This is a genomic window from Thermoactinomyces sp. CICC 10521 (assembly GCF_016055135.1).
GTDB classification, from domain to species: domain Bacteria; phylum Bacillota; class Bacilli; order Thermoactinomycetales; family Thermoactinomycetaceae; genus Thermoactinomyces_A; species Thermoactinomyces_A daqus.
On record NZ_JAECVZ010000008.1, the window covers coordinates 101809 to 122132 of the forward strand.

General features: G+C 49.0%; 20 protein-coding genes, 1 pseudogene and 1 riboswitch. Of the genes and pseudogenes, 4 read left to right on the forward strand and 17 right to left on the reverse strand.

What is annotated here, in order from left to right; translation table 11 throughout:
- Positions 1-7 precede the first annotated feature (7 nt).
- The 9 genes and pseudogenes from mutS to miaB all read right to left on the reverse strand — a co-directional run bounded on the left by mutS (position 8) and on the right by miaB (position 7738).
- On the reverse strand, positions 8-2518 hold the full coding sequence (gene mutS / locus I8U17_RS07985) for a DNA mismatch repair protein MutS (RefSeq protein WP_232330968.1): 2511 nt from the start codon (positions 2516-2518) through the stop codon (positions 8-10).
- Positions 2503-2742 carry a hypothetical protein gene (locus I8U17_RS07990; RefSeq protein ID WP_033099689.1) on the reverse strand — a complete coding sequence of 80 codons (240 nt, stop codon included), beginning with the start codon at positions 2740-2742 and terminating at the stop codon, positions 2503-2505. Before I8U17_RS07990 ends, mutS begins: the two co-directional genes overlap by 16 nt.
- 11 nt (positions 2743-2753) lie before the next feature.
- Positions 2754-2924 carry a hypothetical protein gene (locus tag I8U17_RS07995; protein ID WP_160173797.1) on the reverse strand — a complete coding sequence of 57 codons (171 nt, stop codon included), beginning with the start codon at positions 2922-2924 and terminating at the stop codon, positions 2754-2756.
- 421 nt (positions 2925-3345) lie between these two features.
- A pseudogene (locus tag I8U17_RS18565) lies at positions 3346-3447 on the reverse strand (MutS N-terminal domain-containing protein); the annotation flags it as partial.
- A 65-nt stretch (positions 3448-3512) separates the two neighbouring features.
- Positions 3513-4907, reverse strand: a complete 1395-nt coding sequence (locus I8U17_RS08005; protein WP_052153951.1) for a putative amidoligase domain-containing protein — start codon at positions 4905-4907, stop codon at positions 3513-3515.
- A 99-nt stretch (positions 4908-5006) separates the two neighbouring features.
- On the reverse strand, positions 5007-5150 hold the full coding sequence (locus tag I8U17_RS08010; RefSeq protein WP_160173796.1) for a hypothetical protein: 144 nt from the start codon (positions 5148-5150) through the stop codon (positions 5007-5009).
- A gap of 2 nt (positions 5151-5152) precedes the next feature.
- Entirely contained in the window at positions 5153-5731 is a 579-nt protein-coding gene (gene cotE, locus I8U17_RS08015; RefSeq protein ID WP_033099688.1) for an outer spore coat protein CotE, read from the reverse strand.
- Positions 5732-5835: 104 nt separating this feature from the next.
- Complete coding sequence (locus tag I8U17_RS08020; RefSeq protein ID WP_220184938.1) at positions 5836-6276, reverse strand: YlbF/YmcA family competence regulator; 441 nt, start codon at positions 6274-6276, stop codon at positions 5836-5838.
- Positions 6257-7738 (reverse strand): tRNA (N6-isopentenyl adenosine(37)-C2)-methylthiotransferase MiaB, encoded by a 1482-nt coding sequence (miaB, locus tag I8U17_RS08025; RefSeq protein WP_033099687.1) that lies wholly within the window; start codon positions 7736-7738, stop codon positions 6257-6259. Before miaB ends, I8U17_RS08020 begins: the two co-directional genes overlap by 20 nt.
- Positions 7739-8319: 581 nt before the next feature.
- Here miaB and I8U17_RS08030 point away from each other — a divergent pair.
- The 4 genes from I8U17_RS08030 to I8U17_RS08045 all read left to right on the forward strand — a co-directional run bounded on the left by I8U17_RS08030 (position 8320) and on the right by I8U17_RS08045 (position 11283).
- Entirely contained in the window at positions 8320-9000 is a 681-nt protein-coding gene (locus I8U17_RS08030; protein ID WP_198055763.1) for an ABC transporter ATP-binding protein, read from the forward strand.
- Positions 8997-9764, forward strand: coding sequence for an ABC transporter permease (locus tag I8U17_RS08035; protein WP_198059250.1), 768 nt, complete (start codon positions 8997-8999; stop codon positions 9762-9764). Before I8U17_RS08030 ends, I8U17_RS08035 begins: the two co-directional genes overlap by 4 nt.
- A 167-nt stretch (positions 9765-9931) precedes the next feature.
- Positions 9932-10558 carry a PadR family transcriptional regulator gene (locus I8U17_RS08040; protein ID WP_198055762.1) on the forward strand — a complete coding sequence of 209 codons (627 nt, stop codon included), beginning with the start codon at positions 9932-9934 and terminating at the stop codon, positions 10556-10558.
- Between the two features lie 41 nt (positions 10559-10599).
- Positions 10600-11283 carry a class I SAM-dependent methyltransferase gene (locus I8U17_RS08045; protein ID WP_033099683.1) on the forward strand — a complete coding sequence of 228 codons (684 nt, stop codon included), beginning with the start codon at positions 10600-10602 and terminating at the stop codon, positions 11281-11283.
- Between the two features lie 123 nt (positions 11284-11406).
- On the opposite strand, the gene I8U17_RS08050 is transcribed toward I8U17_RS08045, so the two are convergent.
- The 8 genes from I8U17_RS08050 to rny form a co-directional block, all read right to left on the reverse strand.
- Complete coding sequence (locus tag I8U17_RS08050; protein ID WP_033099682.1) at positions 11407-11991, reverse strand: xanthine phosphoribosyltransferase; 585 nt, start codon at positions 11989-11991, stop codon at positions 11407-11409.
- A 246-nt stretch (positions 11992-12237) separates the two neighbouring features.
- A riboswitch (purine riboswitch) is annotated at positions 12238-12339 on the reverse strand.
- A 141-nt stretch (positions 12340-12480) separates the two neighbouring features.
- A complete protein-coding gene (locus I8U17_RS08055; RefSeq protein ID WP_033099681.1) occupies positions 12481-13221 on the reverse strand; it encodes an MBL fold metallo-hydrolase in 741 nt (246 codons plus the stop codon).
- A 68-nt stretch (positions 13222-13289) separates the two neighbouring features.
- A complete protein-coding gene (locus I8U17_RS08060) occupies positions 13290-14156 on the reverse strand; it encodes a 2-oxoacid:ferredoxin oxidoreductase subunit beta (RefSeq protein WP_033099680.1) in 867 nt (288 codons plus the stop codon).
- On the reverse strand, positions 14143-15903 hold the full coding sequence (locus I8U17_RS08065) for a 2-oxoacid:acceptor oxidoreductase subunit alpha (protein ID WP_033099679.1): 1761 nt from the start codon (positions 15901-15903) through the stop codon (positions 14143-14145). Before I8U17_RS08065 ends, I8U17_RS08060 begins: the two co-directional genes overlap by 14 nt.
- A gap of 253 nt (positions 15904-16156) precedes the next feature.
- On the reverse strand, positions 16157-17104 hold the full coding sequence (locus I8U17_RS08070; protein WP_033099678.1) for a dipeptidase: 948 nt from the start codon (positions 17102-17104) through the stop codon (positions 16157-16159).
- A 77-nt stretch (positions 17105-17181) separates the two neighbouring features.
- Positions 17182-17442: a stage V sporulation protein S gene (locus I8U17_RS08075; RefSeq protein ID WP_022737614.1), complete on the reverse strand. Its 261-nt coding sequence runs from the start codon at positions 17440-17442 to the stop codon at positions 17182-17184.
- A gap of 121 nt (positions 17443-17563) precedes the next feature.
- Entirely contained in the window at positions 17564-18355 is a 792-nt protein-coding gene (locus I8U17_RS08080; RefSeq protein WP_033099677.1) for a TIGR00282 family metallophosphoesterase, read from the reverse strand.
- Between the two features lie 60 nt (positions 18356-18415).
- Entirely contained in the window at positions 18416-19960 is a 1545-nt protein-coding gene (rny, locus tag I8U17_RS08085; protein ID WP_033099676.1) for a ribonuclease Y, read from the reverse strand.
- Positions 19961-20324: the final 364 nt, after the last annotated feature.

Below are 20324 nucleotides of genomic sequence, written 5' to 3' on the forward strand. Positions count from 1 at the left end.
TCATTTTCTATCGGTTCAATTTTTGTTTCAGCTCATGGAGAAATTGCATGCATTCAAACGGGGTTTTATTCATCAAATCCCATTCTTTAACGGCCTGAACAATTTCCGCACCGATCCCGTCCGCCTCTTTGACAGCCGGCGCCTGAACCGGATCGCTCTTTTGCACCCCTTGGTAATCAAACAAGCTCAACTGGCCGGACAAATCCTCAGCCGTCGTTTCTTTGGCCGTCGCCTCACTCTCCATCCGCCCCTCCAGCTCATGAAGCAGCTGCTTCGCCCGCTTGATCACAGGTGCCGGAAGGCCGGCCAATTCCGCTACATGGATGCCATAACTGCGATCGGCTCCCCCGGGAATGATCCGGTGCAAAAAAACGACCTTTCCGTTCTTTTCAATACACTGAGCGTGAACATTGACCAAACGCTGCAATGTTTCCTCCAGACCGGTCAATTCATGGTAGTGCGTCGAAAAAAGCGTTTTTGCTCCAATTTGGTCGTGAATATACTCCACGATCGCATGCGCGAGCGCCATTCCGTCGTAAGTGGAGGTTCCGCGTCCCACTTCATCCAGCAATATCAAACTGCGCGGTGTCGCTTCTTTCAGCGCGTGACACGTTTCGGCCATCTCGACCATAAAGGTACTGCGCCCGCCAATGAGATCGTCCGCCGCCCCGATCCGCGTGAAAATGCGGTCAACGATGGCGATCTCCGCCTCGTCGGCCGGAACGAAACTGCCGATCTGCGCCATGATCGTAATCAGCGCCACTTGCCGCATATAGGTGCTTTTGCCTGCCATGTTGGGGCCGGTGATCAGTAAAATCTGGCGATCCCTGGCATCCAGATCGGCATCGTTGGCGACAAATTCCCCGCCGGGGGTGACCGCCTCCACAACCGGATGGCGCCCCGCCCTGATCTTCAACCCGTCTTCCGCATGTACGCGCGGGCGGGTATATTGATATTTTTTGGCCACCAGAGCAAAAGCCTGCAACACATCCAATTCCGCGACAGATTCGGCCAGCCGCTGCAGACGGGCTGCTTGTTCCGCCACTTTGGCACGCACTTCCGCAAAGATCTCATACTCCATCTCCACCGATTTTTCTGACGCGTTTAAAATCATCTGCTCCCGCTCTTTTAATTCCGGAGTGATAAACCGTTCGGCGTTGGCCAGCGTTTGCTTCCGCTGGTAACGGTCTTCCGGCACCAGATGCAGGTTGCTTTTGGTCACTTCGATATAATAACCGAACACGCGGTTATATCCAATCTTCAACGATTTGATTCCTGTTTTTTCCTTTTCCCGCTGCTCCAGTCCGGCGATCCAGCTCTTTCCATCCTTTTGGATTGCCCGCAATTCGTCCAATTTTTCATGAAAGCCCTCACGGATCATTCCTCCCTCTTTGACCGATACCGGGGGCTCATCGACAATCGCAGAGGCAATCCATTCCCGCACATCCACACATTCGTCAAGACCTTCCCCCATTTCAACCAATTCACGAGAACCGGAATTGATTAAACGCTCGCGCAGCTGCGGGATCACGGACAGCGACCGCTTGACATTGACCAGTTCACGGGCATTGGTGGACCCGTAAGCAATCCTGGCCGCCAACCGTTCCAGATCATAAACCTGCTTCAGCAAATCGCGAACCTCGTCCAACAAAATAAAATCGGACAAAAAGGATTCGACCGTATTTTGTCGCCGCTTAATTTCACTTAAGCTCAACAGCGGCTTGTCCAGCCACCTTCTCAGCAGGCGGCTTCCCATGGCCGTTGCCGTCTGGTCAAGAAGCCACAGCAGGGAACCCTTCTTTTTTCCGTCGGCAAGTGTCACCGTCAGCTCCAAGTTGCGCCTTGCCGACTCATCAAGCATCATATACTGTTTCGCATCATAGCGGCGCAAACGCTGAACATGCCCCAATGTCCGTTTTTGCGTTTGTTGCAGATACGCAAACAACAGGCGGACAACGCGTTCCAGTCCCGGAGTTTTGCATACGTCCGCAGCATCGGGAAATTGCCGGGGCATCTCTTTCATCACTTCCGCCTCTACCTGCGGCGTCAGGGTGAAAGACGTGATCAGGCATTTCAACCGCGTTTCCAGCTTTTCGCGAAGAGCCGTGTTTTGTGCCAGTTTTTCCTCAAGGACAATCTCTCTCGGACGATAGCTCGATGCTTCATCCAGCACAAACTCCAGACCATCGGTCATCTCGGTAACATGCCATTCCCCCGTGGACAGATCAACCGCGGCAAGGGCCATTTCCCCCTCAGAGCCTGACAGGGTGAGCAGGAAATTATTTTCTCTCTCATCCAGCATATTCTCTTCGATAATCGTGCCCGGGGTGATCACCCGGACCACTTCCCGCTTCACGACGCCTTTGGCCGTGGCAGGATTTTCGATCTGCTCGCAAATCGCAACTTTGTACCCTTTATCGATTAAACGTTCCACATACGTATGAGCGGAATGATAAGGCACTCCACACATGGGAATTCGTTCGTTGCCGCCATCGCGGCTTGTCAGCGTGATCTCCAATTCTTCCGCCGCTTTTTCGGCATCTTCAAAGTAGGGTAGGAACCGAGCGCCTGACCGCCTCGCGGCGATTGGTTTCTCCGCCCCTCCCTCCGAACCGTACGTACACCTCTCGGCGTATACGGCTCTCCACCTGCCGGAGCCGGTTTAGCCTCCATCTCCTGCGGCAACTGCTCATCCTGCCTGTTTTTGCTGAATATGTAATGTAAAAGTGCGATGACCTTCACGGCTAAACCGGTTAACGCAAGACGCCGGATTTTCCCGGAGCCTCCCGCTCCTTCCTTCGCCCTGCGTTAAACGCAGCAGGCTGTCTCCCTTCGCCATGTACCAGGCTTTCCCTGGCGCGGACTACTACGGAGACTCCGTCACCATAGCGGATATTCAGACACCTCATGTGCCATAGCTGCAAACAAGCCTTCCGCCTTAGGTGATCCCCATTTAGATTCTGAGGAACAGGCGCGCTGTGATGTCGGATGGGACGTTCGCCCTTTTGTCTCCGACGGAGATGCTTGGTCAAGGGACGCCCCGCCCGGCAATGTCTTTCTGCCGTGCGGCTTGACCATGTGACGTTCCGGTTGCCTTCCGTCACAGGCTATGATCGGCCAGCTCGGGCTATCCTTCAAGCAGTCCAGCCTTCATCCTCATTCACAGCATTTCGTCTTGCCGTTCAGTCGTGCTGTGGCAACCCAGCAACTTACGGCTTTACCAGCATGCTACACTCCCCGTCGGGTTTCCCCTTCGGATCAGCTGGTTGACGATTGGCATCCGTGCGTCCGACCGCCAACTGCCTTGCCAGGGGCAGATTTCACTCAGAACCCTTATGGGCGCACAAACATTTCATAAAAATCGCCTAAACGAAAAAATAAAAAGGCATCAGGATATTGTGCCTTAATCGATAAGTATTGCTGAATCATCGGCGTATATTTTGCCAACGTTCTCTGCCTCCGTTTTTCTGTTTTTCATTACACCATTGTAACACGAATGACCATTCAACACATTATGTTTGCTCCGTTTTTTTCTTGCCGTATGGCGGCAAACGCCAAAATTTGCGAAAATCCTGCGATTCATCCCAAGTGATCCCGGAGGCGAGATAATGGTAAAAATCATCCAAATAGGCCTGGTACACTTTATAATCCGGGCATTGTTTCAGATCTTGCCACAAGATGGGGAGCCAGTCGGCAATCGCCTGTTTCCGCCCTTTGTAATAGGCTTCCTGCATCGATACATCGGCCAGCGGGTTATACCGAAGCTGTTTATAATTGGCGGCGATCAGCTTCGCTGTCACAAACACGCCTTTGGTCAGTGTAGGGGAGACAAGCCAGCTCGGCGGCGTCCGATACTCGAATCCGCCGTAGTCCTGATAGCGAAAATCCCCCAGAAAACCGTATTTGGGACGCCGTCTCTTCCCTTTTTCATCCTCTGCGATCACGAGCAACATTGCCAAATAGTTATCCAGTGCCCGGAGCAATTTAAAATCCGGCTGTATACCGCTGAAATGGATATGCCCTCCCAGCGGAAATCCCTCATACGGCATGGCACCTGCCAGCCACTTGGCCGGAACTTTTCCCATTTTTTTATTGGCAAAAATGAGTGACTGATAAATGCGCACAACGAGCTGTCGCGGATTTGGCGTCGGGTCGGGTCTGAGTTCGACAAGCGGTTTGTGCGAGCGATTTTGACCCAACCAGATCGCGTCACATCCCACCTTGCCGCGAACGGGAAAATAATTTGAAGCAATCAGCAATTTTCCTTGCGGTGATTCCATGACAAATTCAGGGTCTGCCCCCAAAACAATCTCCTCCAACGGTGTCCGGGAGCGTGCACACCCTTTCATGTATTGGGTGATCGCCTGCACATATGCCGTTTCCATTTCCTTATTTAAACGCGGGGACGGGTTCACTTGCTGAATCACCATTTTCCTTCCCGTGCCAATCCCCAGTTTGACAACGCCATAGTCCAATCCGAGTGCATAAACGGCGCGGATGGCCAATTCCTGCGCTTTGCGCGTTTCCCTCGTCCGTTCCGACAGGGGAACGCGCCGGTAAGTCACCCGTCTTTGTTTTTTGGCAGCCGGAAGAAAGGCGGAATTGTTTACTGAACGATAGATCAGCAAAACCCTTGTTTGGAAAACGGCCAAAATATACTCTCTCAATATGGTTGCATTCACTGCCACAGGCAGGCCATGCATCAGCAATATCCGATTTCGCTCCACCAAATTCCGGCACTTCGTCACCTGTTTCTCATCGTTCAATACAAGCATGTATTCCGATAGCCTGCTTGCTTCCGGCAGTTCCAAGCGGATGGTCGATGCCAAATTCTGCTTTTCCACAATGAAATCGCGAATCCCTTTTCCATGATCTACTGCCAGATAAGGAAGGGTAATGGTGCCCATAACCTTTCCCCTTTCTTCCCATCTCTCTTGCTCACTTCAAGGGCATGATGCTGATATAGTATGTGGAACGGGGAAAAATGGTTAGCAAAAGACAAAAGTCTAATCGGGCGGAGCATTGAAGCATATGATAGATGGTGACACAAAAAAAGGATCAGGAGCAACCACCCGACCCTCTGCAAACATAAGCTGCTGATTGATGCAAAACCAGCAGCCGGCAATCAATTTTTCATCTTTTACACTCAATCCTAGTCCTCCAAATCGTCGATGACCAGATCAGGATCCAAATCGTCAAAAGAGGACTCATCCATTTCACTGTACCCGCTCGCCACTTCTTTATCATCCAGCTCCGCATATTCCAACGGGTAGACGGGTACACAAATTTTGGTTTCTCCGATCATTTCGACGGCAAACTCCTTTTCGATTCGCACATCGACTCCATCATGATGTGAGGCGATCGACGCTTCCACGCAGTTTGGAGCCTGCGTCACAGCGGCACTAACTGAAACTGAGGCATCCCGGGTGTTTTGGTCATAATAGCTCAGCGGAACCTGCTCTGTATAAAAAACGGTTTCTTTGACAACATCGGTTTTGGTGTTTCCTTTTGTCGAATACCAGATATTAATATCATAGCTACCGCGAACTTCAACCGCTTCCCCGACTTTGCTGCATTCATATTGATGGTTGATCACCCACGCGCCCAGAATCGTGTGCAATTTTTCCGGCGGAGTAATGGTATGTGTCACTTGCGAAAATTTTCTTCCTTTTCCACATACCGCTTTGGTCACTATCTGACGGTACTCCACGGCTCTATCTGTATAGGACAATATGCTTCCCTCCTCCAAACATGTTCATTAACAAGTGTATGCAGGGCCATCGTCTAGAGTGCAAAAAAACCCCACGGAAAAAAACCGTGGGGACGTCCTTTTTTTTACGAGCAGTTGCAGGGGCCGCCGCTTCCGCAGCCGCTCCTTACCGGTCCGCCCGTTTCCACCTCTATTTTTTTGGAAATAGTATCCGCCAGCACTTGCTGAATGGTTTGCAGCAGGTCATTCACTTCGACCTGGCGCTGCCTGAACTCACAAACGATCGGCATCTCGTCCAGATATTGATTAAGCTGATCCAACTCTTTCTCCAGAAGCTTTGCATATTCCATTTTTTTATAATGTTTAGCGTGAACCCATTCTTTTTGCTTGCGCTTGATGGCGGCAATGCTGTTCTGCACAGACTCGCTTTTTTCGACTTGCTCTTCCGCCAGCCGAAAGCGGATCACTTCCTCGCTTCTGCTGAGCAACTCGGCAAATTTCCGCGCCTCGACCAGGATGGGATGGTTTTCGGGAATGGCATTCACCTCATCCACCCACTTTCGCAAGCGGTTTTTCTTCCACCCACACACCTTTTAGCGTCCATGTTTGCGGCTCGTCAATCCGCACATACGCAAATTTTCCGATCAGATGTTTAGGCCCGACAAAGTTAACCAATTTATTGGTTCGGGTTCGGCCGGACAGGACATTCGGATTTTTTTTGCTTTCCCCTTCGACGAGCACTTCGACCACTTGCCCGCGCAGTTCCTCATTTTTGCGCCGGCTGATCTCGTTTTGCAATTGATTGAGGCGGGCCAGCCGCTCTTTTTTCACTTCCATCGGCACGTCATCTTTCATCTTCGCGGCAGGCGTTCCTTCACGGGGCGAGTATATAAAGGTGAAAGCAGAATCGAATTCGACTTCTTTGACGAGAGATAAGGTTTCTTCAAACTGCTCATCTGTTTCCCCGGGGAAGCCGACGATAATATCCGTGGTCAGCACCACATCCGGAATTGCTTTCTTGATTTTGGAAACCAATTCCAGATAGCGTTCGCGCGTGTATTTACGTGCCATCAACTTAAGCACTTCCGAACTTCCCGACTGAACCGGCAAGTGGATGTGTTCCACCAGATTTCCGCGTTTGGCCAACACTTCAATCAAATGGTCATCAAAATCGCGCGGATGACTCGTAGTAAAGCGAACCCGTGGAATGCCGATCTTGCGCACATCGTCCATCAAATCGGCAAACGTATACTCCCGGTCGGTAAAATCTTTCCCGTAAGCATTCACGTTCTGCCCGAGCAGGGTGACTTCCTGATAACCTTTGCGCGCCAATTCGCGAATCTCGTCCAGCACATCTTCGGGCCGGCGGCTCCGCTCTTTCCCCCGGGTATACGGAACAATGCAGTACGTGCAGAATTTGTCGCATCCGTACATGATATTCACCCAAGCGCGCAAGCCATCTTCCCGCACTTTGGGCATGCTTTCAACAATATCGCCCTCTTTGGACCATACTTCCACCACCATTTCCTTGCTGAAAAGGGCGTTTTGCAGAAGTACCGGAAGGCGGTGAATATTGTGCGTTCCAAAAATCAGGTCAACGTGTTGGTAACTTTTTAAAATGCGTCCGACAACCACTTCTTCCTGGGACATGCATCCGCATACCCCGAGAATGAGATCGGGGTTCTCCAGCTTCAACTGTTTCAGGCGTCCCAACTCACCAAAAACCTTGTCCTCCGCATTTTCCCGGATCGCACAGGTATTAAGCAGGATGATGTCGGCATCCTCCTCGCGCTCAGTCCGGGAATACCCCATTCTCTCAAGAATCCCGGCAATCGTCTCACTATCGTGAACGTTCATCTGACAGCCGTACGTTTCGATCAAATAGTTTTTCCCCTTGCCGACCTCACGCATATTCTCGGGGATTTCCTCAAACTGAATCACTTGCACTTCTTCTTTTCCGCGTTTCTTTGCCGCTTTTAAGTCCGGAGCAACAAAGTATTGGCTGTAGTCCTTTACTTGTTTGCTCATGTTTGTTCACCCTTTCTGGTGAGAGTATCCTTTCCATATATGAAAAAACAGTCTATTCACCGTGAAAATGAGATGGAGCAGGCATATTGAAAACGGTTGGGAGTTTTGAGTCACAGACTTCAGCCCCCCATTCCAAAAAATCCTCCATTCAAAACCATCATTTGGTGAAATCACATACTCGGCTTGTATTCAACAAGATGGAAATTACAGCTTTTAACTAAGTTATTATACATGATGTTTACCAATGGTTCAATGATCAGGGTTTCCAGCGGCGACAACAACTAACGAAAGGGACGTAAAACCCCGGATAAAGTCGAATAAGAAAACAGAAGAGGAAAAAACAAGCGAGCGTCACTTCATCCCAGAAAATCTGTTCCCTTTTCCTCTTCTTTTTTTATAATCATCCATTGCAACCGGGAGCCTGGGAGCATCCCCTCGCTCCCGATTGCTTTATTCTCACAGATTATGTTTGCCAAGAGTCCAAACCCTTATGGCAAATCGGATCCACTATTGATACACTGTGAATTAGGATCGGGACAGTTTTCATTGATAAACCATCCCATTTTGCAGGAGTGATCCATTTGCCCAAGAGTCAACCGCTGATCGAACTTCGCGAAGTCACCAAATCATACGACTCCCCGGAAGGAAGAACCACCCCTCTCAAAGAAGTAAGTGCAGTCATTCCGCCAGAATCGGTTATTGCCTTAATGGGACCTTCAGGCACCGGCAAAAGCACCCTGTTCCGTCTACTAAACCGCTTGGAGGACCCGGATCACGGTTCGATTACATATAAAGGAAAACCGCTTTCAGAATGGGACCCGATTTTACTGCGGAGAGAAGTCCACCATGTTTTTCAATCAGCTGTTTTATTTCCCAAAACCGTGGCCGATAACTTAAACTACCCCCTTAAATTACAAGGAAAATCGATGTCCGAAGAAGAAATGGCGCGATTGCTGGAGCGGGTTGGTCTGTCAAAATCGTATCTCACCCGTTCGATTGAAAAACTTTCCGGCGGAGAAAAACAACGCGTCCATTTGGCCCGTTCTCTCTCCTTAAATCCGCATGTACTGTTACTGGATGAACCAACAGCTTCGCTTGACCCTGAGAGCACGGAACGGATTGAACAGGAGATGCGGTGCTATCGGGAAAAAGGGCATACGGTGCTATGGATTACTCACCAACCGGAACAAGCCCGGCGCATCGCAGATCAAGTCTGGCATTTGGAAAGCGGGCATTTGCGACAGGAGGAAATGAAGCGATGACCTGGACAGCTACGGTCACCACCCTGGGATTTATATTGATTTCCATGTTTGTTTCCCTCTGGCTTCGTTTGAAACTGGAACGGGATCTGATCATCGGAACCATTCGGGCCACGATTCAGTTAATCAGCATCGGCTATGTCCTTCATTTTATTTTCACCAGTAACCATTGGTATTGGATCGGGCTGGTTTTATTGGTGATGATCACCGTCGCCTCCCAAAACGCGGCTGCTCGGGGAAAAGGAATTCCCTGGATTTTTTGGCGCATTTTTTTGACTATTTTCATCGTCGCCGGTTTTACCCTGCTCATGATGCTCTTTTTACACCTGATTCAAGCCAAACCGCAAGTTCTTATTCCCATCAGTGGAATGATCGTGGGTAATAGCATGGTTGTCTCCTCTCTCGTCCTGAATCAGATGAGACAACAGGCGGAACAGATGCGTGAGGATATTTTAGTTGCCTTATCGTTGGGAGCGACCAGCCGTCAGGCAAGCATGCGGCTGACCAGGGAAGCGATCCGCTCCGGGACGATTCCCATAGTCGATTCACTTAAAACAGTCGGACTGGTGCAACTGCCCGGAATGATGACCGGGTTGATCATTGCCGGCACGAATCCGATTGAAGCTGTGCGTTACCAGCTATTGATCATGTTTTCTTTTACTGCTTCGGCGACACTGACCAGTATTCTGATGGGCTTATTTGTTTATCCTACGCTTTTCAATCGGGCACATCAATTTATCGGTTGGAGAGGAAAAACCGACAAGTAATGCCCCCTTTCCAACTTTTATGAAAAACGCGATTCTTTTCTTTTTTAAAGGGAGAATCGCGTTTTTCGTTTTTGAGGACTCTTTTCAGCCGATCATGAAAAGGAATTGGCCCAAAAAGAAGATCCGCCTCTTTACTTAGACATATTATTAATAGTAATATTATTACTATGAAACAGACAATCAAAAAATCCCCGATCGCCCTCGCAATCCTTTCGCTTCTCATCGAGGAACCGATGCACCCTTATCGCATGCAACAACTTTTAAAAGAAAGGGGGAAACACGAGGTCATCAACATTCGTCACCGAACGGGCATTTATCAGACGATTGACCGTTTGCTTCGTGACGGCGCCATTGCCGTTCGGGAAAAAAAACAGCATGAAGGGAAACCGGAACTGACCGTTTACGAAGTGACGGATAAAGGAAGAACAGCGGCATTGACTTGGCTGAGGGAAATACTGTCCACACCGAAACCGGAATTTCCGGAATTTCCCGCCGCCGTCTCTTTTATGATGCTTCTCCCGCCAGATGAGGTGGTACGGGAACTAAAAAAAAGAGAAAGGGCACTTGAATGCCGTTTGAACGCAACCCAAAACCAGTTGCAAACCGTGACATCTGAAGGGCTCCCCCGCTTGTTCCTGCTCGAGACCGAATATCAACACGCGATGTATGCAGCAGAATTGGCATGGGTCCGCTCCGTGATCCATGACATCGACACAGGAAAAATCCATTGGGATCAGAAGTGGCTGCGTGAGATTGCGAATAAGTTTTCCCCCTTGGACAACCGTCACAGCTGACGGGTTCCAGGGGAAGCAAAGGAAACAAGGAGGAACCGGATATGTCCGATAAAGCGCCAAAAGGTTACAAGGGGATTGGCATGGAAGGATTTATTGCTTCGTGGTATGCAAAAAACACCCAAAAAAATATGGAGCAATACAAAAGAGATGCGAAGAAGGTTGCCGCCATTGTTCCGGAAGGCGGATCCGTTTTGGAAGTTGCCCCGGGACCGGGATACTTGTCAATCGAACTGGCAAAACTGGGCAACTACCGAATCACCGGCTTGGACATAAGTAAAAAATTCGTGGAGATTGCACAGGCCAAAGCGAAAGAAGCAGGTGTAACCATCGATTTTCAGCATGGCAATGCCGCCCGGATGCCATTTGATGACGGAACGTTTGACTTTATCATCTGCCGGGCTGCCTTTAAAAACTTTGCCCAGCCGGTCAATGCCATTAATGAGATGAACCGGGTTTTAAAACCTGGCGGAAAAGCGGTGATTATGGATTTGCGCGGCGATGTTTCCACAGAAGTAATGGAAAGGCACGTCGAGGAGGATCTGGGTCTTACCGGATTGAACGCATTGCTGACAAAATGGGCCTTTAAATGGATGTTGATCAAACGCGCATATACAAAAAAACAGTTTACGGAGTTAATCGCAAAAAGCCGCTTTCAAACATGTAGAATTCAGGAAGATTCAATCGGACTGGAAGTATGGATGGAAAAAGGGCAAGAAGGCCGGTGATCCCCAAAAACCCCGGCTTCAGCCATGGGAATGAGAACGAATATCAGGCGAGGAGGGGGTGTTTTTCCCCTTCCCGCGCCATTCATTCGGCTGGCACAAAGCCATCATCAAGGGTCTTTTATCCTATACTTTTTCTTTTTTCACGAAGGAGATGGCCCCATCCTGAAGCGAAGCGATCCTGGCCAGCGATTCCACGCGAAAACCACTTTGCCGAAGCCTTGTTCCTCCATCTTGAAATGCCTTCTCAATCACAATTCCAATACCGACTACATGAGCCCCCGCCTGTTGAACCACATCAATCAATCCCTCTGCTGCTTGTCCGTTCGCCAGAAAATCGTCGATGATTAAGACGTGATCATCCGCATTTAAAAACGGTTTTCCGACGGCAATCAGAGTGGTTTCCCGCTTGGTAAAAGAGAAAACTTCCGCCTTGTAATACTGATCGGCCATGGTCAGGGATTTCTTTTTCCGGGCAAAGACGAGCGGAACCCCGAGTTGCAGTGCCGCCATCGTTGCCGGCGCAATTCCCGACGATTCAATCGTCAGAACCTTGGTAATGGCTTCATCTTTGAAACGACGGGCAAACTCTTCACCGATTTCCCGCATCAGAAACGGGTCAACCTGATGATTCAAAAAGGAATCCACTTTTAAGATCTCATCTGACAGCACTTGACCTTCCAACAGAATTTTATTTTCCAAACTTTGCATTTCGCACCCTCCCAAACAGGTGATAGTAAAAAGCACCCCGGCAGCCTGCCCACGCGGAGTGAGCGGGTTACCCGGGTGCAAACGAACACCGGCAAAGAGATCTATACGGGTCTCAGCTGATTAACGGATGTCCGTCGAGTTCAGATGCTTTTCCCTGCTCCCGGTTCCTTCGTCACAAAGGTCGTTGCAGAAAACACCCATCCCCTCCAATTGAATTTTGTCAACAGCCTCAGACCTTTCCAGGTCTCTTCATTTTTGCTCACTCATAGTCGGGCTGTTTACGGCAGCTCGGTAGAGACTCGCGGGCCTTATTCCCGCCATTATATGAGTGCATTCGTTTTTTATTTTTGATCAGGTGATGTTTTGCCTGATGATCCACATTCCTGACAATGAACAAGCCCAATTATCCATGTGTACCAGTTTAACACAAAGAACCCGGACTGGCGAGAGTTATTCTTTCCCCTTTCCGTGCGCAAACCCAATTGCGGCTCAGGCAAGGTGAATGATCAATCCCGGTTTTGCCGGATGACAAAGGCCTGGATATACCGATGCTGCTTCCCTGACCACCTCGCTCAGCTCAGCAAGGGGAGACAGATGAGTAATAAGGAGCTGTTTCGCTTGGATCTGTTTGGCTGCCATTGCCGTTTCCTTTACAGATAAATGGCTGACAGGGTTTTGAGGGCGTTCCGCTTCCAAAAATGAGCCTTCACAAACAAACAGGTCCGGCTTTGCCGCCATGCTGATCCAATCCGTTTTTGGACCTGAATCCGCCCCATACAGAATCGTTTGCCCGCCGGAGTCGATTCTCATCGCATAACAAGGGACAGGGTGATCCGTAGCAAAAAATTGAATCTTTACATCTCCCAACTTCAGCATGTCCCCTTCTTTTACCGCCTGCCTTTGAATATAACGCCCATAGCTCAATTGTCGAAACCATGAATCTGGCTGAGCAGGGGACCAGACCGGTAACGGGCGGTTCCTCATGCCTTGATTCATGGCAATCATGATCGCATACTGCAAAACAAAAAAGTCGGAAATATGATCATGATGCAAGTGGGAAAGAATGACGGCATCCACTTCATAGAGCGGAAGAAACTTGGCCAATTGCGATAACACTCCACTGCCGCAATCGATCAGAATCTTTTTCCCGCCAGCCTCCAGCAGATATCCCGGAGTCGCCCCGCCCGGTGCAGGAAAAGGGGATTGGCATCCCAATACCGTCCATTTCATCTTCACACCCCCCCGGTAAATAAAGAAACAGCCACTTCTCATTTAGCAAAGTGGCTGTTTGTCCATTATTATGCGAATTCGGCAACCAATTTATCAAACTGTTCGCGGGAAATCATGATGTCTTGTTTGGCCAGCGGCTCTTCTTTAAAGCCTTTGATTTTGCTTTCATATGATTGCTGCTCTTTGTTTTGGTAGATAACCCCCGTTACCAGACCATGATTTTCCATCAGCGTTTGCATGGCCAGCTGGCGATCGGACGGATCATAGTTTTCAACTTGATCCAGGTTGACCAGATTCTCTTTGAACCAATCATACGTGTTGATTTTGTTGTAGGTGACGCAAGGACTGTAAACGTTGATCAAAGAAAAACCTTTATGCTTGATTCCTTCTTCGATCACGCGGGTCAATTGTTTCAAATCGCTGGAAACCGATTGGGCGACAAAGCCGGCCCCCACGGTCAAAGCCATTTCCATGGGGTGAATGGCCGATTCGATTGAACCGTACGGCGTGCTTTTCGTTTTGAAGCCAACTTCGCTTCGCGGCGAGGTTTGGCCTTTGGTCAACCCGTAAACCTGGTTATCCATCACGATATAGGTAATATCGACATTACGGCGGATGGCGTGAATGGTATGGGCCATACCAATAGCAAAGCCGTCTCCGTCCCCGCCGGCAGCGATCACCGTCAAGTCACGATTGGCCAGTTTCAACCCCTGAGCAATCGGCAATGCGCGTCCGTGTACACCGTGAAAACCATAAGCATTTACATAACCGGAAATCCGTCCGGAACAACCGATCCCTGAGACAATGGCCACATCATGCGGTTCCAACCCTACATTGGCAAAAGCGCGCTGCATGGCGGCCAACACGGAGAAATCTCCACAACCTGGGCACCAATTGGGTTTAACTTTATTGCGGAAGTCTTTAAATGTGGCCATGAACCAACAGCTCCTTACATTGTTTGTAAATTTCGGAAGGCAAGAACGGATTGCCGTCATACTTACCGAAATGAACCAGTTTTTCTGCCATTCCGATATTCATTTTGATGAGATTGGTTAATTGCCCCGTAGCATTGTTTTCTACAACAAGTACTTTCTTCGCTTTTTTCATTTGCTCAAGCATAATGTCGCTCGGGAATGGCAACAATTGACGAATATGGGCGTGATTTACTTTCAGGCCTTCAGCCTCAAGACGCTCTTTGGCCTCATGAATCGTGCCGCGGGTAGAGCAGAAACCAACAATGAGAAGATCCGCATCCTCATGGGCAGCGTCCAGGTAGACCGGTGTATCGAAATCAATGCCGTTTTTCAGTTTGGACAAGCGTTTCTCCATCATTTTTTTACGATTAACCGGATTTTCGGATGGACGGCCTGTCTGGTCATGTTCAACCCCGGTCACATGGTGCAACCCGTTTTTCTTGCCCGGGAGCACACGGCGGGAAATGCCGTCTTCCGTAAACTCATAGCGCGGGAACAGCTCGGAATTTTCGAGTTTCGGCAACTCTTCATCCCAGCCCACCAGTTTTCCGCGGCGAATTTGAATCCGGTCGTAATCCAGCGGCTCAACCGTTTGTTTACCCAGCGCAAGAGCCAAATCGGTCAAAACGATTACCGGACATTGATACTCTTCGGCAAGATTGAATGCCTGGATTGTGTCGTAAAAACATTCTTCGGCCGTACTTGGAGCAATCACGATTTTCGGTATTTCACCATGGGTGCTGTACAGCATTGCCAGCAAGTCACTCTGCTCTTGTTTGGTCGGCAGACCCGTACTCGGACCCCCGCGCTGCGTATTGATGATCACCGCCGGAGTTTCGGTCATACCGGCCAAACCGATTGCTTCCGTCATGAGGGAAAGCCCCGGACCGGCAGAAGCGGTCAATGCGCGGACGCCGCCATAGTTCGCCCCGATCGTCATGGTGATGGCAGCGATTTCATCTTCGGTTTGTACAACGGTGCCACCGAATTCGGGCAGCTTTTTGATAAGATATTCCATGATTTCAGAAGATGGCGTAATCGGATAAGCTGCCATCAAGCGTGCACCAGCTGCAATGGCTCCCAAAGCGACGGCATCGTTTCCGATCATGTACAACCGTTTTTTGCCATCGGAGGATTCCAGACGGAATTGGGTAAAGCTGTTCCCAACCTCGCTTCTTACATATTCAGCCCCTCTTGTGATCGCTTCCATATTTCGGTCCACAACTTTTTGCCCTTTGCGCGCAAATCTCTCTTCAATGACTTCTTTAAACGAGTCCGCATCAATGCCCAAAAGTGCAGTCGAAGCTCCGACAGCCACCATGTTTTTCATTTGGGCCATACCGATTTCTTCAGCGATTTTCGTAAATGGAACAACGAGAAGGCGAGCGTTTACTCCTTCCGGAACGGTTGGATTAAACTTGGCATCGGCCAAGATGACTCCGTCTTGAATTAACTCGTGAGCATTCAAGTCAATCGTTTCCTGGTCAAATGCAACAAGAATATCCAGCTCGTCGGAAATGGAGCGGATTGGGTTTATGCTGATCCGAATCTTGGTGTTGGAATGACCACCCTTAATCCGTGAGGAAAAATGTCTGTACCCGTACAGATAATACCCTTTTCGATTGAGTGCCGAAGACAGGATTTCGCCGGCACTGTCAATACCTTCCCCTTGTTGTCCGCCCACTTTCCACGAAAGCTGCTTAACCAATGAACTCATCTCCTTTAATACAGCCACACACTACACAATATGAAATGAAAAAAAATTTATATCAACTCTTGCCCCGAGAGGATTCAAAACCCCCCCTGTGGCGAGTGATAGCATTTTCATGTATTAATTCTAGTCCTCTGCCAGACAAAAAGCAACCTATTAAACTTTTCTCTCTTTGGAATTTATCTGTTAAAAATCCCAATAAACCCTCTGTGAGAAGATGAGATTCATTTTGCTCGCATTTTTTGCTGTTTTATAAAGATAATTGTTTTTCGTAAAATCGGTAGCCATTTTCCCAAGACCATTTTTTCACAGAAGACTCAGGGAATGCCTTTAAAAGGGCCTCTGTTAGGTAATGTATGTAACGATAACTCTCCAGATGCTTGATTTTGTAGCTGATTCCGTCAAAATCCGAGCCGAAGAAAATATAATCCTCCCCTCCCAGCCCGCATAGGTGATCAATATGTTTCAGCACATGGGAAATCGACGCATCCGGATAAGAAACATGGACAAAAGACGGGACAAAAGTAACCCCGATTCTTCCATCCCGTTCGATCAGGGCCCGGATCTGGTCGTCTTCGAGATTTCGCTTATGCGGACAGATGGCCCGGCAATTCGAATGTGACGCGAGAATCGGCAGTTCTTCCTCCCCGATGACCTCCCAGAATCCCTTCACCGACAGATGGGAAACATCGAGGATCATGCGCAGTCGTTTCATCTCCTCAATCACTTGCCGTCCGAACCGGGTCAATCCTCCTCCACGTTCCTCCTCAATTCCGTCGGCCACTTCGTTGGCATAATTCCAGGTAAGACCCATTTGCCGGATTCCCAGACGCCACAAGAGCCGCAGATTGGCCAGTTCCCCTTGCAGGGCATCCGCTCCCTCAAGCAGCAGAAGCGCCCCGATCCGTTCCGGCGAACATTCTCTCAAACGCTTGCGATCGGCAATCAAGATGACATTTTGCTCGTCCTGGATGATCTCTTCATAAAAGAGGTCGATCTGCTTCAAAGCAACTTGGAGCCGCTGCGCTTTGGCTACCGTCTCCGGTACCCAAACAGCAAAAACTTGCAGAGCGACCGTCGCTTCCCGCAAATTAAAATACGAACTGTCCAGCTTCGATTGAGGGTCGTAGAACTTATGCTTCACCGGATCTTTCCACATTTTGCTCAGTACATCACAATGTCCATCCAGCCATTGCATATTTTTCACCTCATATTTATAAAAAAAACCTGTCTATAAAAATAAACAGGTTTTTTTGAATATATCGATTAGATAAATTAGCGCGGTTCCACGATTAATTTAATCGCGGTTCGCTCTTCACCATCGATCACAATATCCGTAAAAGCAGGAATACAAATCAGATCAATCCCGCTCGGCGCCACAAATCCTCGTGCGATCGCAACCGCTTTAACAGCTTGATTCAGCGCCCCTGCGCCAATTGCTTGCATCTCTGCTTGACCACGTTCACGCAAGACCCCGGCGAGTGCACCAGCAACAGAATTCGGGTTAGATTTTGCTGAAACCTTTAATACTTCCATGAAGGTACCTCCTCGATGGTTGGAGTGAATCCACTACTTCTATCCTATTCGACTTCTTCGTAAAAATTCCTTCTAATTTACATTGATACAGCTAAAAAATCACAAATAAATTTATTTAAAATCAACCGATCAAGGGGTGATCTTCATCGATCTGAATGCGCTTCATCTGTTTCGCTTTTTTGCTCTGTTTGTCCAGATCAATCAGAACAGCATTAAATTTTGCCTTTCCTTTGGCCACTTCAAAGCGAACCGGCATCTGCGTTAAAAATCGTTTGATCACTGCGCTTTTTTCCATGCCGATCACACCGTCTGCGGGCCCGACCATCCCGACATCCGTAAGGTAACCCGTGCCCTTGGGCAAAATCCGTTCATCCGCCGTTTGCACATGGGTATGAGTACCGATCAGCGCAGAGATCCGTCCGTCCAAATACCAAGCAAGCGCCTGTTTTTCAGAGGTGGTTTCGGCATGAAAATCGACCAGGACCATGGAAGAAGGAATTTGCTTCAAGATCTCATCCGCTGTCCGAAACGGGCAATCAAGCGCCCCCATATAGGCTCTTCCCATCAAATTTATCACCGTTAAGCGGCCCGCTTGTGTCGAAAAAACGGAAAACCCCTTCCCGGGAGTATCTTTGGGATAGTTTGCCGGACGTATGATATTCGGTTCATCGTCGATAAAATCGAAGATTTCCGGTTGAGACCAGGTATGATTTCCCAAGGTGATGCAATTGACTCCCGCATCCAGCAATTCTCTTATCGCATGGCGCTGAATGCCTCTGCCGTTGCCGGCCGCATTCTCCCCATTGGCCACAATGAAATCCGGTTCGTAGATCTGAATCAGCTTTGGCAAATAATTCACAACGGTTTGTCTTCCCAATGCGCCTACAATATCACCGATCATTAAGATTCTCATAAAATATTTTAGCCTCCACAACCAGATGCTGAGAAAAAATAAAGCGGCCAAAAGGCCACTTTATTTCGCGTACTCCACCGATCTTGTCTCCCGGATGACCGTTACCTTAATATGGCCGGGATAATCCAACTGATTTTCAATTTGTTTCGTGATCTCGCGGGCCAAACGAGCAGCTTCGGCATCATCCACTTCCTCCGGTTTTACAATGATGCGGCATTCACGCCCTGCTTGAATGGCATACGATTTTTCCACACCGTCGAACGAATCACAGATCTCTTCAAGCTTTTCCAGTCGCTTGATATAAGCTTCCAACGTTTCACGGCGCGCTCCCGGTCTGGCTGCAGACAATGCATCGGCGGCCCGAACCAGTACGGCGATAACGCTCGTCGCTTCACAGTCCCCGTGATGGGATGCAATGCTGTTGATTACAACGGGGTGCTCTTTATATTTTTTCGCCAATTCCACCCCGATATCCACATGGGAACCTTCAATTTCATGGTCAATTGCCTTTCCGATGTCGTGCAACAGGCCCGCTCTTTTCGCCAAATGAATATCTTCACCCAGTTCAGCGGCGAGCAAGCCGGCCAAATGAGCCACTTCCATCGAATGTTTAAGCACATTTTGACCATAGCTCGTACGAAATTTCAAGCGCCCGATAATTTTGATCAGATCAGGATGCAATCCGTGAACCCCTGTTTCAAAAGTGGCTTGCTCTCCGTATTCACGAATTCGCTCATCCACGTCACGGCGCGATTTTTCCACCATCTCTTCAATGCGCGCCGGGTGAATCCGCCCGTCGGCAACCAGTTTCTCCAGTGCCACCCGGGCCACTTCCCGCCTGATCGGATCAAATCCGGAAAGAATCACAGCTTCCGGCGTATCATCAATAATGAGATCGATTCCGGTCAGGGTTTCCAAGGTTCGGATATTCCGCCCTTCCCGTCCGATAATACGCCCTTTCATCTCATCATTTGGCAAGGTGACCACAGAAACGGTCGTTTCGGCCACATGATCCGCAGCGCAGCGCTGAATGGCCAATGACAGGATTTTGCGCGCGCGGCGATCTCCTTCTTCCAACGCCTCCTGCTCCATCTCTTTGATGATCTGGGCCGTTTCATGGCGCATTTCGTTCTCCACTTTGGCCAGGATCAGTTGGCGCGCTTCCTCTGTGGTCAAACCGGATATTCTTTCCATTTCTTTTGTCTGTTCCTGGTATAGCTCATCGATTTGTCGCTGTTTCTTTTCAATTTCCCGTTCGCGCTGATTCAGATCTTCTTCACGCTTTTCCAAAACATGTTGCTTTCGTTCCAGCGTTTCTTCTTTCTGATTCAGCCGCCGTTCAATGCGGTGCAATTCATTGCGTTGTTCGCGAATTTCCTTTTCCGCTTCACTTCGCAAGCGATGCGCCTCATCGCGAGCTTCAAATATCTTTTCTTTCTTGAGGGCTTCCGCTTCCTTGTTCGCTTTATCCAAGATTTCAGCAGCCTCTTTTTCCGCACTTCCGATCCGAGCTTCTGCTGCTGTCTTTCGAATCCAATAACCGATTCCGATTCCGATTCCGAGAGAGGCAAACAGCAGAATGACGTCAGCTACGTCCAAAACCATCGTCCTTCGCTCACCCCCTCTGTCTCTATTTACAAAACAAGACCGATGAACTCGGTCTTCTCTCGTCCGCCGTCATGTTTTGCTATACCAGGTGAAGGCTGGGAAACCAGCTAACATTTTCAAACTTCACTTTTAGTCAACAACCATACACGGAACCAGAAGAGATATCCTTACCTCTAAAAAAAGGCAAAGATACATTACAATTGTATAATTTATACATTCTCATTGTCAAGGCAGAAGGCAAGCCGCCTCTTCGTTCCACCGGATAAAATGACAGCGCTTTCACGACTTCTTTTTATTTTTTCATTAATTCTGAATGCAGTCAAGTCCATTTGAAAAAATAAGAGAGCCCCGCGAAAGGGGC